The organism is Thalassotalea sp. PP2-459, from assembly GCF_001913705.1.
Taxonomy (GTDB): domain Bacteria; phylum Pseudomonadota; class Gammaproteobacteria; order Enterobacterales; family Alteromonadaceae; genus Thalassotalea_C; species Thalassotalea_C hakodatensis.
In genome coordinates this window covers 72,852-88,845 of the sequence record NZ_MKQD01000011.1, presented here as the reverse complement: position 1 = coordinate 88,845, position 15,994 = coordinate 72,852, and the positions used below count along the sequence as shown (strand labels likewise).

The window sequence follows — 15,994 nt, the reverse complement described above, 5'->3', positions numbered from 1 at the left end:
TGAAAGGGTCGTATTATTTCACAAGGTCAGTATTTCCAACCTGTACCATTTGGCCTTTACTTAAAATGAAACTAATCAACTGTTTTTGCATTTCAGTCATTACTGCTGCACTTTTTTCTGCATCTGGTGATGCAGCATTAGGTCTTGGATCTAAAAGTGAACCATGGTGACCATATAAAAACCTTACAGCACCTGACCCTTGAGTTGTTTCACTAACCCCTGGTAAACCTAATAATGCAATGGCAGGTTCAGTGCCACCTAATGGCGTAAACGGTGCCGTATTGGTTACCACTTGATCTGGTAAGTTATCCATACCATTACCAACAATTTCAAACAATAATGTTGGTGTACCTGTAGCTGCAAGTTGTTGCACATAATTAACTGGGTCGCCTGAGTCTGTTACTGTTTGTGCGATTAAGGTAAATTGCGCAAATACAGCGTCAAGTTCAGCTTTTTGAGCCGCTGTTAAGCCTGCATAAAACTGTTCATAAGTTGCCGTTAATTGATCTTGGGTATAACCAGTAGGAAAGCTCATATCAACGAAGTTTTTAAAATCTTCCGATGCACTATACGCTAAATTTGACTTTGCTAAGCCTTCAAATGCTGGTGATTCAATACCAAAGTTAGCGAGCATTAAACCTGGCATCGCTAATATATTAGAGGTTATTTTTAACAAGGGGTCAAAAGTAGGCGCTAAAGGTGTATTGGCAAGAGTTACAGCATTGATACCATAAATTGCCCCTAATGAATGCCCAAGGAAATGTACTTCATTACTATTGATATTAATCGCATTACCATTACTGTCTACGCCACCAAAGAAGTTAAGTCCTAAACGAACTCCAAGTAGGTCTATAGCGCTCTGGCGAGTATTATCACGCATTGTTAACATACTACCTAAGTTCATATAATGTAGCGCACTTACCGTAGTAGCATTAATTTCATCGCCAGGCGCACCATCAAGATTAAACCCGCGCGTACCATGAATAGGGTAATCTATTGCTACGGTCGCTAAACCATTAACTGCTAACATACCTGTTAGATTCAACATCACTTCTTTTTGTGTCGTGATGCCGTGTTGTAGTATCACAACTGGCCAACCTTCGGCAGGTTCAGAAATAGGATCCATGCCCATACTAGCTCGCACAGGGTTCACCCAAGCTAAATCAGGCGTTGTCATCTGTACTTCAAGTGGCAACATTGCATTCACTTTTGGTACAGGGTTAAATTTGGTCAAGTTACGCTCGGTATCAATACCTAAATCGCGTAATCCTGGTGCAGGTACGCCACTTGCTTGAGATATTGCCATACATTGTGCGTCTGTTGGGCTTACAGGCTCAGTTGGAATAGCCGCAGGGTTTTGCGCAGCAAGGCCGGCTAACATGGCCGCAGAATCACATAATGCAGTCCACCAAGTGTTCGCTGGTGCCATCGGGTTATCGGCCGTTGGTATACCTGAATAATACGGCAAGGTGATACTACCTTTCATGTAGTTAGCGGCAGAATATAATGGTACAGCTTCTGGTGGAATTTGGTTAGCAAGTACATCAGCAACCGACATTCCTGTATCTGTCATGGCAATTGACGGATATACACCTTGTTGAAGGTTATTCGCCATCAAGCTTTTCAAGGTAAACATCACATCAGTGGTTGACTGAGTGGTCATCGCCATAGTGTAAATAATTTCATCGCTTGGCACACCAGCAGAAACAACGGCTTTTTCATAACTATTAACCGCAGCTTGAAGAACTAATTGTGATTCACTACCTAATGGTTTTTCATTAATATCTTGTCTTGCCAGTTCATAGGTTGTAGAGCCTGCAATGGCATTACCATCACTGTCTTGTAAACTATTTGTTAAAGCAAAAACATAAGTAGTTTTGCCTTTTAACGGCTTCAGTGGAACAAAGGCCACTGAATTTCCTGACTTTTGCGTCACAAAATCTTCTAGGTACGTTAGTTCTTCAACGATTTTACAAGCTAAACCACGCTCAACTGCGGCACAATCAGCATCTGTTGTATCGCCCCCCATAATGGCTTCAAAAACACGTACAGAAGACGGATTAAAAACACTATCACCGTCAAGCATACGCCCTTCTGGCATATCAATATTGATCACAAATGGGTTAACAGTTGACCAACCATCTAATGCGCTTGCTGCAACAAAAGGATCAGAACCGTCTGTAGGATCTTCTACAGGAATTTCTAATGTACCATCTATAGAACCTGAAAAAATCAAATCATTAGGTACGGAAAGCCCCTCAATACCAGAGGCAGGATCAAATACAATACGTGCTGGCGTAATAACAGCAGGCGCTTCGCTTGCTACATCTTTTTTAACATCTTTTACGGTTTCGCTATCACAGGCTGCCAAGCCAAGGGTGCTTGCAATTGCGAGACTCAGTACTAGCTTCTTCATTTTTTCTCCCCATAGACGAGTCTTTTTATAATTGTAATTAGTGCTTATTTTTATTAATAAGACTCAGTCAAGTTTAACAAGTTAGACCAGTTAAACTTAACTCAAGAATAGCCTTTTCGCTAGCGCTTTTTTCATAAATTCCGTAAATTTTAGTAAAACAATGCTTGTTTGCTTAACTTTTCCTCGTCAGAGGCGATGTCAATCAGTAAAATAACCATTCATATTCGCAATTTTACAATCACCATGTTCGATTACACGATAAAAGACAATTGCTTAAAAAATAAAATTATTTTGATCACCGGTGCAGGAAGCGGTATTGGGCGCCAAGCAGCATTAACATACGCTAACTTGGGCGCAACTGTTATTTTGCTTGGAAAAACAGTGAGTAAACTAGAGCAAGTTTACGATGAAATACTGGCCAATAATGGTGCAGAACCCGCTATTATCCCTTTAGATTTAAAGGGTGCAACCCAGCAGCACTATATTGATATGTCAAACACCATCGCACAACAGTTTGGTCGGCTAGATGGTGCTTTGCTCAATGCATCGATGTTAGGTGAATTAACACCCTACACCCATATTCATCAGCAAATTTGGGATGATATTGTTCAGGTTAATATCACAGCGCAGCATTTATTAGCACAAGCGTTGATCCCTACTTTATTAAAAGCAGATAATGCATCTTTAGCATTTACCACTTCAAGTGTAGGTAGTAAAGGTCGCGCTTATTGGGGAGCCTACAGTGTATCAAAATTTGCCACAGAAGGGTTAACGCAGGTTATTGCCGATGAATATGATGAAACAAGCTTACGGGTAAATGCCATTAATCCTGGCGCTACAGCAACCCCGATGCGAGCAACAGCATATCCAGCAGAAGATCAATCAGCATTGGCATCAGCAGAAGATATTATGCCTCTTTACGTCTACTTAATGGCTGATGATAGTCAATCAATTACCGGTCAAATTATTAAAGCGCAATAATAACAGACTCATTAATCTTTATTTTGTTAGATATAAAAATGCCGAGCAATGCTCGGCATTTTTATGAATTTATAGCATTAACGTAGCTCTCTTCGAAGAATTTTCCCCACATTAGTTTTTGGTAACTCTTGCCTTATTTCTACCTGTTTGGGCACTTTGTAATTTGTTAATGCACTTTTACAGTGTTTTATAATATCTTCTTTGGTTAAAGAAGTATCTTTTAACACAACAAATAACTTCACCTCTTCTCCACAAACTTCGTGAGGAACGCCAATAGCAGCAGCTTCTAGTATTCCTTCATGCGAAACAGCAATTTCTTCAATTTCGTTTGGAAAAACATTAAAGCCTGACACAATAATCATGTCCTTTTTACGATCAACAATTTTAAAAAAACCATTTTCATCCATTGTTGCAATATCGCCAGTAGCTAACCAGCCATCCTTTAATATTTCATCGGTCGCTTCTTGACGGTTATAATACCCCGCCATTACTTGTGGCCCTTTAACACACATTTCGCCAGCTTCACCAATTCCTGCTTCTGTGCCGTCATCTTTAATAATTTTAATATCAGTTGAAGGTGCAGGTAAGCCAATGCTGCCATTATAATGTGCTTGATTATATGGACTAAGCGTCACCAATGGCGCACACTCAGTTAAGCCGTACCCTTCTAATAAGCGAGTTTTGGTGACTTTTTCCCACTTTTCAGCAACAGGGCGTTGTACCGCCATACCACCACCCAGTGACACTTTTAAATAGCTAAAATCTAAATCTGCAAAACCTGGTGTGTTAAGTAACCCATTGAATAACGTATTCACCCCTGTTATCGCAGTAAATTGGTACTTTTGTAACTCTTTAACAAACCCAGGCATGTCTCTAGGATTTGTGATCAATAAGTTGGTGCCGCCAAGCGTTAAAAACGTTAAGCAGTTCGCGGTAAGCGCAAAGATATGATAAAGCGGTAACGCGGTAACCACTAGCTCTTTACCTTCTTCTAATTGAGGCTTAATTACTGCTTTTGCTTGTTCTAAATTAGCCACCATATTTCTGTGCGTTAGCATTGCACCTTTAGAAAGGCCTGTTGTGCCACCTGTGTATTGTAAAAACGCTAAATCTTCCCCTTTTAATAGCACGGGTGTAAAAGGTAGATTACGTCCTTTAGATAACACTGTATTAAAACGTATCGTACCCTTTAAATTAAATGCGGGTACCATTTTTTTAACATACTTAACAACCGCGTTTACAATAGTTCCTTTAATCAGACCTAAACGATCGCCTAATGATGTCATCACCACGTGTTGCACTTGAGTTTTATCAATAATTTGCTCAAGTGTATGGGCAAAATTTTCAATAATTAACATACCTTTTGCACCAGAATCGTTAAGTTGGTGTTCCAACTCTCGAGCTGTATACAGTGGGTTTACATTAACCACGGTTAGTCCGGCAAGTAATGCACCGAAAAGCGCTACAGGATATTGCAAACAATTAGGTACCATAATGGCGAATCTATCACCTTTTTTAAGCCCAAGTTCTTGCTGGCAGTATGCAGCGAATGCTTTAGCTTGTTCTTCTAGCTCAGCATAGGTAATTTCTGCTCCCATGTTGATAAAGGCAGCACGATTTGCGTATATACCTACGTATTTATCAAACATCTCGACTAACGAGCTGTATTTGTCCGGATCTATTTCATGAGATACTCCGGGCGGATAACTTTTCTCAAGCCATACTTTTTGCACTATGCATCTCCTCTCTTGCACGCAACATTAACACAAGCCTCTGTCGTTAATTATTTTTTAATCAATCTCTTTTTTGATGTTATATTTATCAGAGATGTGGGCCAGTGAGTTTTAAAACACTTGTTTGAATCAGCAAGTTTTACTGTAATACTGGTCTAATGTCTATTACTTTTGACAAAAATTCACCTATGAACGACAGTTTTTACTAATTCATCGGTTTTTTAATAAATTCGTCAATCAGACTCGCTGTTTTTTTCGGCAACTCCATGTGAACATGGTGACCACCACTTAGTTGATAAATAGTTAACTTTTTAAAGTATGGTTTAAAAATGTTAATTGCGCGCGCAACAAAGTCTAAACCTTTATCACCGTAAATAAGCTGTACCGGACAATCAATATTATTCACTAGATTAGTTGCTTGAGCTTGAGTCAACCGATAAGGAGAAGTATTCCTCAATTTACTATCGGCCTGCCACGTATAGCCTTTCTCTAGTTTTTTTAAACCACGATTAACAATGAGTGATGCACATTCTACGTTTAAATCAGAAACCGCGATTCTCGCATTTATCGCTGACTCTATTGTCGGGTGAACTGATTTACTTTTATGTCGGGACTTAAATCGACTGAGTAAGCCATTTCTTAGTTGTTGGGAGGTATTCTCTGGTTCCTCAGTAATAAACCCTATTGCATCAATTAGTGTTAAGCTCGCAACATTTTCTGGGAACGATGCAGCAAAAGCTTGAGCAATCATTCCTCCCATGGAATGGCCAACAATATCCACTTTCCCCCAACCCTGCTGTTCAAATAAAAGTACTAAATCATAAACATAGTCTAAAAAATGGTAATGTGCATCTTCGCCTCGATGGCTTGAATGTCCATGTCCCGGCCAATCAATGGCGACAATGTAGTATTTAGGTAACCACTGCATTAACGGTAAAAAACTTGCTGCGTTGTCTAACCAACCATGCAAAAACAATATCGGCTTTTCATGCTCAGCGCCAGAAGCAAGCCCAGCTATATGATCACGGCTTATTTTCGCGGTAAATTCGCTGTTCATCGCCGTAAAATCACTCAGGCTTATTTATTTTTAGTACTTGTAGTTGGCTTAGCAGGACTATTCACTCGACGGTAAATAGGTCTATGTAAGTATGGGTTCGAGTAATACCATCGCGAAGGTGTGTACCAATGCGGATAATGTTCAACACGAACATCCACTTGTTTTATTTCTTTCCATAAATGAACGTAGTCTGCTTGTAACGTTGGATATTGATATTTATGCTCGCCTATCTTTCCTTCGGTAACATCACCTAAACGACCAATGGCAGTAATACTACGACCTTCTTTATAAATGACAGGATCTAATAAACCAGAATAGATAACTTTGAAGCGCCCTTTCGTTTCGTCTTTTACTTTCGGCCGCGTTGATCTCTTCAAATCAAAATGTACAACTTCGATTACGGTTCGATCAGCTTCATTATTCACTTTTGCAATAACACCGCCCCATCTGACAGTAGAGCCTTTTAAACTATTCGTTTGGCTTTTAGCTTGCTCAAAGTTCGTTAAAGAGGCATTGTCTGCGACTGAAAGCTTTTCAGGTACATGGACACAAGCAGTTGTTAACAAGGTTAATAAACTAAATGCAATAATTCGAATTGTCATAATATTCTCCATTTAATACTGCCGAGATAAGTGCGATTTTATCAATAAATAGGCGGTCATCATACCAAGAGCGCACCAAATCACCACCCAAACAAACTCAGGCATAAAAGTAAGTTGAGCTAGGGTTGCTCCATCGCCTAACGAGCGACCATCAAATAAATACAATGGGCTTTTTATGCTGTTAAGTACCACTGTAGCACCCGTGAGTTGAAATAAGAAAGGTAAATACGCTTTTTTAAAATAAAACAATTTTAACGTAACAAACATAAGTAAAAACAGAATGATCCCTATTGTTAATATATCTTTTGCCCATAAGACTAAACTCGTTGCGATCACAAAAGATAATGCGCCAATAAAGACTTTTGTAACCGTTTGGTGCATGGTTGATACTCTTACTAAGCCATACCCGAATAAGCTTGCTCCGGCATAGCCCATAAAACTAATCAGTAAACGACTACCACCTTGGGTGGTACACAACCCTGACCCATCAATATTAAGTTGAATACTGACAATACTGCCGCCCGTAATCAAAGCAGCTAAGCCATGGCTAAGTTCATGAAAATAACTTTCAAACCATTTTAGGGGAATAGAAATAAAAGGTATTTCAACCACAAAAAAAGCGATTAAAAAAACAAACACAAGTTGATAACGTTGAAAAAAACTCACGTTGGATATGGAAGATTTATCGTGGGTCAATAAAGTAGCTCTTTATTTTAAGCGTATAAGTCAACGCCAAAAGATTTGGAAATAATCTCTTGTTGCTGTTGATTATTAATTGCTTGATAAGCAGACACTGCAACTTGATGGCGTTGCGAAGGTTGATCGTATTGTGCCTGCTCATTAGAAGTCGTAGGTTCATTTTGCGCCGACAAACGTTGTTGTTCTTGTTCAACAAGCGCGATCGCTTGTTCGTCAACATCAAATCGTTGTTGTTGGTCGTTACTGTTTTCACGCTCTGCAGACTTTTGCTGCTGTTCACGAAGAATTAACTGTTCGCTTTCTTTACTCACCTTATTTGGGCTTTCAATACTAACGTTCTGGTTAACTTGCGGCGTGTGAGCTGTCGAACTATTTACTAACATAACTATAAAGGTAACAAATTTTCAGCTATTCGCCAAATCTATTCTCTACCTGGCAATTTTTTCCAAGAAACTGTATCTCGCACATATACCGGCTGTGCATGTTCAGCTGAGACTGCCTTGCCTGTTTTAAATTGCTCAACTGCCAACGTTAACATCGCAGTAGCATTAGGAAATAAAATTTCAATATTTTCGGCATTACTCGCTAAAGGCGCCAAAATATCCTGATAGGTTTGCCAACCAGTACCTACGCCATAGGGAGCATTAAATGCTTGCTTTAAATAGTCGGCAGCTTTATTTGGCGCAATAACCGTTTCATCAACAATCGGTTGCATAATGCCTTGTTCATCGGCACGGAATGCAGATAAATATATTTCTGACATCCTCGCATCTATAGCAGCGATAACCTCAGTTTTTTGGTGTTGTTCAAGTGCTTGTTGCGCCATAGCTTGCAAGGTGGAAACACCCACGACTGGCAACTCTGCAGAAAACGCTAAACCTTGTGCAACACCAATACCAATTCTTACCCCAGTAAAGCTACCAGGCCCTTGACCAAACACCAAACCATCTAATTGCTGGAGTGTACATCCTGCTTGTTTCAATGCTGCATCAATCATCGGTAACAAAATAGTACTGTGAGATTGTGGGCATAATTCGAATTGCTCTATGAGCTGACCTTGCCACGATAATGCGACTGAACACCCTTCTGTTGACGTATCTATTGCGATCAAATTTAACATAACATTTTACTACTGGTCGTTAATTTGGTGCAGATTAGCCAAGAATTGTTCAGCAGCGTAAGTATCACGGCTACGCTTCATATCTGGCAAACTGCTTAAAAAAACCTGCCCGTAAGGGCGGTTCACTAATCTATCGTCACATATTACCATGATGCCTTGATCGGATACATCACGAATTAACCGTCCGACCCCTTGTTTTAAAGCAATGACGGCTTGTGGTAATTGAATATCTTGAAAAGGGTCACCTCCTTGTCTGCGTGCATCTTCGCTTCGTGCTTGCAACATAGGGTCATCAGGTGATGCAAAAGGTAATTTATCAATGATCACACAGGTTAGTTTATCACCACGTACGTCAACGCCTTCCCAAAAGCTGGCTGTCGCTAATAACACGGCACTTTCATTTTCAATAAATTCATCGAGCATTTTTCGCTTACTCATTTGCCCTTGTACTAATAATGAATTATCAATGCGTTCAGCTAATATATCAGCCACTAGGTTTAGCATCCGATAACTAGTAAATAACATAAAACACGCGCCTTTACTCGCTTCAATTAGCGGGATAGCAAGCTCTGCCAGTGCATTCGCCCTAGCAGGGTTTTGTGCATCAGGTAAATAACGCGGTACGATTAATTGCGATTGATGCAAATAGTCAAATGGGCTGTCAACCAATAACGTATTGGCACTAGATATACCTAGTTGCTCAGTAAAATGTTCAAAACCACCATTTACAGCAATCGTCGCAGAGGTAAAAATCCACCCTGCATCCGACTGGTTAATATAATCACTAAACTTATCGGCAACACTCAATGGTGTTAGGTGAAGTACAACATGTCGACGAGTCGTTTCATACCAAAAACTCATGCCAAATTGTTCGACATTTGCCATGATATCGTATTTTGCAAGCGTTGCTACCGCACGTTCAAAACAATTATCAATGGCTTCGCTACGTGAAATACAGAGCTTTAACACCTGATACAAAAAGTCGAGATCAGTTTTAATGTTTTCAAAACTACGTTGAATGCGAGGCAATTGAATTTTTTCTCGCCAATTGCCTCTCGCAGGATCATGTGGAAATAATAAACGAAATTCCATCGCTGTTTTTTGTAATTTCTCGGCGGCCTTACCAAGCTGTTTCACGTCAGTAAATTCAGTGCGATAAAGTTGTAATACATCTGAGCAAAGCTCTAATATTTGCCGCGTAGAAAACGCATCACCAAAGTATTCACTGGCTATATCGGGTATTTGGTGTGCTTCGTCAAATACTACTACATCCGCTTTGGGGATAAGTTCACCAAAGCCTGTATCTTTTAATGCCATATCGGCAAAAAACAAATGATGATTCACCACCACAACATCAGCATCAATGGCTTTTTTACGCGCTTTAACTAAATAACAGTCATCAATATTAGGGCAATCTTTCGCCAAACAATTATCAACCGTGCTGGTGACGAAAGGAAATATATGTGAATCTTCAGCAACGTCAACTAACTCGCCAATGTCCCCTGTGTGTGTTGCCGTACTCCACGATTGAACCTTAACAAAGTCTGCTAGTGATTGAGCATCCAGCTGCCCTCGCTCTTGCTGATATAATGCTAAGCGATATAAACACAAATAATTTGCACGTCCTTTTAATAAAGCCATTTGCGCGTTAGTCGCCATTGCCTTGCGCAATAGTGGAATATCTTTATGAAAAAGCTGTTCTTGAAGGTTTTTAGTACCCGTTGAAACAATCACTTTTTTTTCAGAAAGTAGCGCTGGTAATAAATAAGCGAAGGTTTTACCTGTACCAGTTCCAGCTTCCGCCACTAAGCTTGATTGATTTTCTATCGCAAGTTCAACTTCGATTGCCATGTCAATTTGAGCTTGGCGCGGTGAATAACCATTAAGCACTTTCGCTAATACGCCAGAAGTTGAAAATGCTTGTTCTACAGGTGTCATAGGGTACTAGGCAGAAGAAATTTTCGCCCATTATAAAGCGCTAACGTAGAATTGGAAGTCACCATTAATGGAAATATTATCTCAATACTGTATTGATATAGGTAAACCTTAGATCGCATACACTCTTTGTTTATTACCTGTCGAAAAAACATACGTAATGAATATATCAGAGTATGTAATATTCGCATAAATAGCGCAAAACAACTGTGTTAAACGTAAATGTCTAGATGCGGTTTATCATCATCATCGTCTTTATCGTTTTTATCTTGGGAATGTTTAGGATGTAACACATCTTGTTTATGCAATATTTCAGGTTCTACCACTTCATCAACCACATACTGGGGTGGTGTTTGTTCTTGATGTGTGTCAGTCGTATTGTCGTTTGTATGAGCCGAATTCTGGTCAGATTGAGAATCTTTAACAAAATATAAATGATGATCTTCCACGTGATCAATATCATCAGAAAGCGCTTTTGCCGCCGCCTGCTTAGATAGTGACTTAACGCGTAGTTTGTCTGGTTTAATCGGCGTTGGTCTTACCTTAGTTAACGCTGTTGTAAAAATATCCATTATTCACCTGTTATCCGACACTTGCAATAATGTTAAAAATACATTCAATTTATATATCGGCTTATTTAGAGCAAAGTTTACATGTTTAGACCATATTTTCATAAAACGATCACATTTATTACTTGCGCTTGACTTCTTTTACCCGTACTGTAAAAAGCAATTAACGTATTAATATTGAATTGTGTAGTAACCAAGGTAACATGTTTTACCACTTGCTATACATCCCATGAGAAAAGAGAACGAAATAAATGTACTTAAACCTGATCGCAATTCATCATCACCATCATACGAATTAGCCACTCAGGTTTATTCGCTGAGGGGCTATTGGACCTTTCAGCGGAATAAAGTAAAAGTCATTACCAAAACCCCCGAAAGAGTCCATCTCTCTCGGGGGTTTTGTCGTTTTTAACGCAAACGAATTGTATATACAGGGTAATTGGACTTTTAAATTTACACATTAATGAACTAGGAATGAAACAATGACAACTGATACTCGCTTACGCATTGCGATGCAAAAATCTGGTCGCTTAAGTGATGATACTCAAGCATTATTAAAACGTTGCGGCTTAAAAATTAACGTATCTGATCGACGTTTACTTGCACATGTTGCCAATATGCCCATTGATATAATGCGCGTACGAAGTTCAGATATTCCAGGGTTAGTAATGGATGGTGTTTGTGATTTAGGTATTGTTGGTGATAACACACTTGAAGAAACAGCATTAGAGCGCGAACGTTTAGGTGCTAAGTCTCAATATATTAAAACCTCACAGTTAAACTTTGGCGGCTGTAGACTTTCAATAGCCATGCCTGAAGAATTCAATTATCAAGGCGTTGAAAGCCTTAACGGCAAACGGTTCGCTACCACCTACCCACAACTATTACAACGTTATGCCGATTCACAAGGTATCAATATTGAGTTTTGTTTACTTAAAGGCTCAGTAGAAGTTGCACCAAGAGTAGGTTTAGCCGACGGTATTTGTGATTTAGTGTCTACCGGCGCAACATTAGAAGCTAATGGTTTAAAAGAAGTTGAAGAAATTTTCCGCTCAAAAGCTTCTTTAATTCAAACGGCAACACCTTTAGAAGCAAGCAAGCAAAGTATCTTAGATACATTATTACCACGTATTCAAGGTGTGATGAAAGCGAAAGAAAGCAAATACATTATGTTACACGCGCCTAAAGACAAAATTAGCCAAGTCAGTGCACTTATGCCAGGAAAAGAAACACCAACAATTCTTCCGTTAGCGGGCCGTGACGATTTAGTCGCAGTGCATGTAGTAGCGACAGAAACCTTCTTCTGGGAAACCATGGAAGGATTAAAAGACCTCGGCTGTGACTCGATCTTAGTCATGCCAATTGAAAAAATGATGGGGTAGTAACATCATGTCTATCCGCATTATTAATTGGTCATCATTAAATAAGCAAGAAAAACGCAATGCACTGATGCGCCCAGCACTTGCTGAAAGTGATTTACTTGCGACCCAAGTGGCCAATATTATTAACGAAGTAAAGGCCAAAGGTGACGAGGCGCTTTACAATTTTTGTCAGCGCTTTGATGGCGTTACCTTAACTAGTTTACGTGTGAATGACGAACAAATTAACCAAGCAATCGCATCATTAAATGAAACACGTTTAGCTGCGATTGAAACAGCTTATCAACAAATTAAACGGTTTCATCAAGCCCAACAACCTTCAGATATTACCGTAGAAACAACACCTGGGGTTGTGTGTACGTTAAAAACAGAGGCCATAGAAAGTGTAGGACTTTATATACCGGCGGGCAGTGCACCGCTACCGTCTACGGCTCTCATGCTTGGTGTTCCAGCACAGCTTGCTGGTTGCAATCGAAAAGTGCTTGTTAGCCCACCTGACAAACAAGGTAATATTGCTCCTGAAGTGTTAGCAGCTGCCAAGTTATGTGGGATAGATGAAATTTATGCCGTTGGCGGCGCACAAGCATGTGCTGCACTTGCCTATGGTACTGATTCAATAGCGCCGGTTAATAAAATATTTGGGCCAGGAAATAAATACGTTACTGAAGCAAAAACGCAGCTATCACAACATGTTGCCGGCTTTGCTATTGATATGCCAGCTGGCCCCTCAGAAGTATTAGTGATTGCTGATCAGCATGCAAACCCTGCTTTTGTTGCCGCTGATTTATTATCTCAAGCAGAGCACGGCCCTGATAGCCAGGTCATTTTATTATCAGACAGTAAATTACTGATAGAACAAGTGAGTAATGAACTGACAAAACAGGTATCGGCACTATCACGTAAAGCCATTGCATTAGAAGCCTTAAAACAAAGCCGATTAATATTAACCGAAAGCTTAGCTCAAGCATGTGAAGTTTCGAATCTGTATGGACCTGAACACTTGATCATACAAACTGACAACCCCGAACAATTGCTGACAACCTTGCGTAATGCAGGTTCAATATTTGTTGGTGCATACACACCAGAATCTGCTGGAGACTATGCTAGTGGCACCAACCACGTCTTACCTACTTATGGTTACTCTAAAGTAGTTTCAAGTTTGTCATTAGCTGATTTTTCGCGCCGCTTTACTGTACAACAACTGACAAAAGAAGGTTTAGCCAACATAGCAGACTGCATCAAAGAGCTGACTGATGCAGAAGGGTTAGACGCTCATAAGCGCGCCGTCACTATCAGGCTTGAGGAAACAACCGTATGAAAAACATCAATACATTAGCACGACAAGAAATTGTTGATATGGTGCCATACCAGTCTGCTCGCCGTTTAGAAGCAGGCAACGGTGAGTTCAACTCAAAAATTTGGTTAAATGCCAATGAAGCTTCAGGGCCTGGCATTTATTCTATCAATGGCGATTGCATTAACCGCTACCCTGATTTCCAGCCAAAGCATTTAATTGATGCCTACAGTCTGTACTGTGGGCTTAACAAAGAAAACATCTTAGCAACGCGTGGTGCTGACGAAGGAATAGAATTAATTATTCGCACTTTTTGCCGTGCGTACCAAGATAATATCCTTATTTGCCCGCCAACTTACGGCATGTACGCCATTAGTGCTGAAAATCACGGTGCTGGTATTGTTAAAGTGCCATTAATTGAGCAGCAATTAGATGTTAACGCGCTTGAACAACAAGTAGGAAAAGTGAAGGTTGTTTTTCTTTGCTCACCCGGCAACCCAACCGGCAACCTACTTAACAAAGACGATATCATTCGCACCATCGAATTATTCGCAGACACAGCCATTGTGGTGGTTGATGAAGCCTATATTGAATTTTCTCCGCAAAACACAGCGGTAAACTTACTTGCCAAATATCCAAATGTTGTTGTACTGAGAACATTGTCTAAAGCCTTTGCTCTTGCTGGTCTTCGCTGTGGCTTTACGTTAGCAAGTACAGATATTATCACGTTATTAAGTAAAGTAATTGCGCCATACCCTGTTCCCGCTCCTATTGCTGAAATTGCATCAGAAGTGCTATCAAATAAGGGGTTGGAACAAGTAAGAGTACGTGTGCAAGAGACAGTCATACAACGAAATTCCTTAGCCAGTTGGCTTAATGATCAAACTTGGTGCGAAGCAGTTTTTAGTTCTGACGCCAATTTTGTTTTGTTTCGTTGCGCTAATGAAGAAACCAAAAACGCCATTTTTAATACCCTAACGAATCAAGGCATCTTAATTCGTGATCAATCTAAACAAATGCAACTCGAACATTGTTTACGCATTAGTATAGGAAGTGAACGAGAATTAAGTGTTTTAAAGCAAACCCTAACAGCGTTCAGCTCATCACCAGTTTTAAAAGAAGTAGTAGAGTAATCATGACACAACAAAATATTTTATTTATCGACCGAGACGGCACCTTAATTGAAGAGCCGATTAGCGACAAACAAGTAGATTCACTTGAAAAACTCGTTTTTGAGCCTGCAGTTGTTCCTGTGTTGTTGTCATTACAAAAGAAAGGGTTTCGCCTTGTGATGGTATCTAATCAAGACGGTTTAGGTACCGATAGCTACCCACAAGCTGATTTCGATTTACCTCATAACAAAATGATGGATTTCTTTTCTTCACAAGGCGTTATTTTTGATGATGTTTTGTTATGTCCTCATTTTGAAGAAGATAACTGCAACTGCAGAAAACCAAAGTTAGGTTTGGTTAGTGATTATTTACAACAAGGCAGAGTTAATTTTACGAATTCGTTTGTCATTGGTGATAGAGAAACCGATATTCAATTGGCTGCGAATATGGGTATTCAAGGCATAAAATATGATAGAGAAACCAATAACTGGTCTGATATTGCTGAGATGTTGCTCACTAAAGCACGTAAAGCGAGTGTGACACGAACTACGAAAGAAACTGATATTTGTGTTGCGGTCAATTTAGACAAAGTGGGTGATGTACAAATTAATACTGGCTTAGGCTTTTTTGATCATATGCTAGAACAAATAGCTACCCACGGTGGTTTTTCTATGCAAGTAAGTGTTGATGGTGACTACCACATTGATGAACACCACAGCGTAGAAGACACAGCGTTAGCCCTTGGGCAAACGCTTAAACAAGCCCTAGGCGATAAACGTGGTATTGGACGTTTTGGTTTTGTATTACCCATGGACGAATGCCGTGCAGAATGTGCTATCGATTTATCTGGCCGCCCTTGGTTAGAGTTTGATGCGCAATTTACTGAAAATAATGTAGGCAAAATGTCGACTCAGATGGTGTCACACTTTTTCCGTTCCTTAGCAGATTCAATGGCGATTACTTTGCACTTATCAACCACTGAAGGTAATTGCCATCACCAAGTCGAAAGCTTATTTAAAGTATTTGGCCGGGCATTACGCCAAGCAATTACCGTCAGTGGTGATGTATTACCAAGCTCAAAAGGCACACTATAAAGG

The 15,994-nt window shown here is 39.9% G+C and carries 14 protein-coding genes and 1 other annotated feature; of the genes, 5 read left to right on the top strand and 9 right to left on the bottom strand.

From position 1 onward, the window contains the following. Positions 1-13 precede the first annotated feature (13 nt). A complete protein-coding gene (locus BI291_RS01050) occupies positions 14-2,416 on the bottom strand; it encodes a VolA/Pla-1 family phospholipase (RefSeq protein ID WP_074495566.1) in 2,403 nt (800 codons plus the stop codon). A gap of 243 nt (positions 2,417-2,659) precedes the next feature. On the opposite strand from BI291_RS01050, the gene BI291_RS01045 reads away from it, so the two are divergent. Further along, complete coding sequence (locus tag BI291_RS01045; RefSeq protein ID WP_074495606.1) at positions 2,660-3,397, top strand: YciK family oxidoreductase; 738 nt, start codon at positions 2,660-2,662, stop codon at positions 3,395-3,397. A 77-nt stretch (positions 3,398-3,474) separates the two neighbouring features. On the opposite strand, the gene fadD is transcribed toward BI291_RS01045, so the two are convergent. From fadD to BI291_RS01005, 8 genes are all read right to left on the bottom strand, one after another. Further along, positions 3,475-5,130, bottom strand: a complete 1,656-nt coding sequence (fadD, locus tag BI291_RS01040) for a long-chain-fatty-acid--CoA ligase FadD (protein WP_074495565.1) — start codon at positions 5,128-5,130, stop codon at positions 3,475-3,477. Between the two features lie 205 nt (positions 5,131-5,335). Further along, positions 5,336-6,187, bottom strand: coding sequence for an alpha/beta fold hydrolase (locus BI291_RS01035; protein ID WP_074495564.1), 852 nt, complete (start codon positions 6,185-6,187; stop codon positions 5,336-5,338). Positions 6,188-6,207: 20 nt separating this feature from the next. After that, positions 6,208-6,789, bottom strand: a complete 582-nt coding sequence (locus BI291_RS01030) for a Slp family lipoprotein (protein WP_074495563.1) — start codon at positions 6,787-6,789, stop codon at positions 6,208-6,210. A gap of 12 nt (positions 6,790-6,801) precedes the next feature. Continuing rightward, on the bottom strand, positions 6,802-7,485 hold the full coding sequence (locus BI291_RS01025) for a M50 family metallopeptidase (RefSeq protein WP_083601804.1): 684 nt from the start codon (positions 7,483-7,485) through the stop codon (positions 6,802-6,804). A gap of 17 nt (positions 7,486-7,502) precedes the next feature. Further along, positions 7,503-7,799: a hypothetical protein gene (locus BI291_RS01020; protein WP_139302522.1), complete on the bottom strand. Its 297-nt coding sequence runs from the start codon at positions 7,797-7,799 to the stop codon at positions 7,503-7,505. A gap of 110 nt (positions 7,800-7,909) precedes the next feature. Beyond that, positions 7,910-8,608 (bottom strand): tRNA (adenosine(37)-N6)-threonylcarbamoyltransferase complex dimerization subunit type 1 TsaB, encoded by a 699-nt coding sequence (gene tsaB, locus BI291_RS01015; RefSeq protein WP_074495561.1) that lies wholly within the window; start codon positions 8,606-8,608, stop codon positions 7,910-7,912. Between the two features lie 9 nt (positions 8,609-8,617). After that, positions 8,618-10,546 carry an ATP-dependent DNA helicase gene (locus BI291_RS01010; RefSeq protein WP_074495560.1) on the bottom strand — a complete coding sequence of 643 codons (1,929 nt, stop codon included), beginning with the start codon at positions 10,544-10,546 and terminating at the stop codon, positions 8,618-8,620. Positions 10,547-10,755: 209 nt separating this feature from the next. After that, positions 10,756-11,115: a hypothetical protein gene (locus BI291_RS01005; protein ID WP_074495559.1), complete on the bottom strand. Its 360-nt coding sequence runs from the start codon at positions 11,113-11,115 to the stop codon at positions 10,756-10,758. 271 nt (positions 11,116-11,386) lie between these two features. After that, positions 11,387-11,518: a sequence feature (His leader region), on the top strand. A gap of 76 nt (positions 11,519-11,594) precedes the next feature. On the opposite strand from BI291_RS01005, the gene hisG reads away from it, so the two are divergent. The 4 genes from hisG to hisB are packed head-to-tail and all read left to right on the top strand — an operon-like array spanning position 11,595 to position 15,991. Then, positions 11,595-12,494: an ATP phosphoribosyltransferase gene (gene hisG, locus BI291_RS01000; RefSeq protein ID WP_074495558.1), complete on the top strand. Its 900-nt coding sequence runs from the start codon at positions 11,595-11,597 to the stop codon at positions 12,492-12,494. A 7-nt stretch (positions 12,495-12,501) separates the two neighbouring features. After that, the gene (hisD, locus tag BI291_RS00995) at positions 12,502-13,809 is read left to right on the top strand and encodes a histidinol dehydrogenase (protein ID WP_074495557.1); all 1,308 of its coding nucleotides are present in this window, start codon (positions 12,502-12,504) and stop codon (positions 13,807-13,809) included. Continuing rightward, positions 13,806-14,918, top strand: a complete 1,113-nt coding sequence (gene hisC / locus BI291_RS00990; RefSeq protein WP_074495556.1) for a histidinol-phosphate transaminase — start codon at positions 13,806-13,808, stop codon at positions 14,916-14,918. Before hisD ends, hisC begins: the two co-directional genes overlap by 4 nt. 2 nt (positions 14,919-14,920) lie before the next feature. Then, the gene (gene hisB / locus BI291_RS00985; protein ID WP_074495555.1) at positions 14,921-15,991 is read left to right on the top strand and encodes a bifunctional histidinol-phosphatase/imidazoleglycerol-phosphate dehydratase HisB; all 1,071 of its coding nucleotides are present in this window, start codon (positions 14,921-14,923) and stop codon (positions 15,989-15,991) included. Positions 15,992-15,994 lie beyond the last annotated feature (3 nt).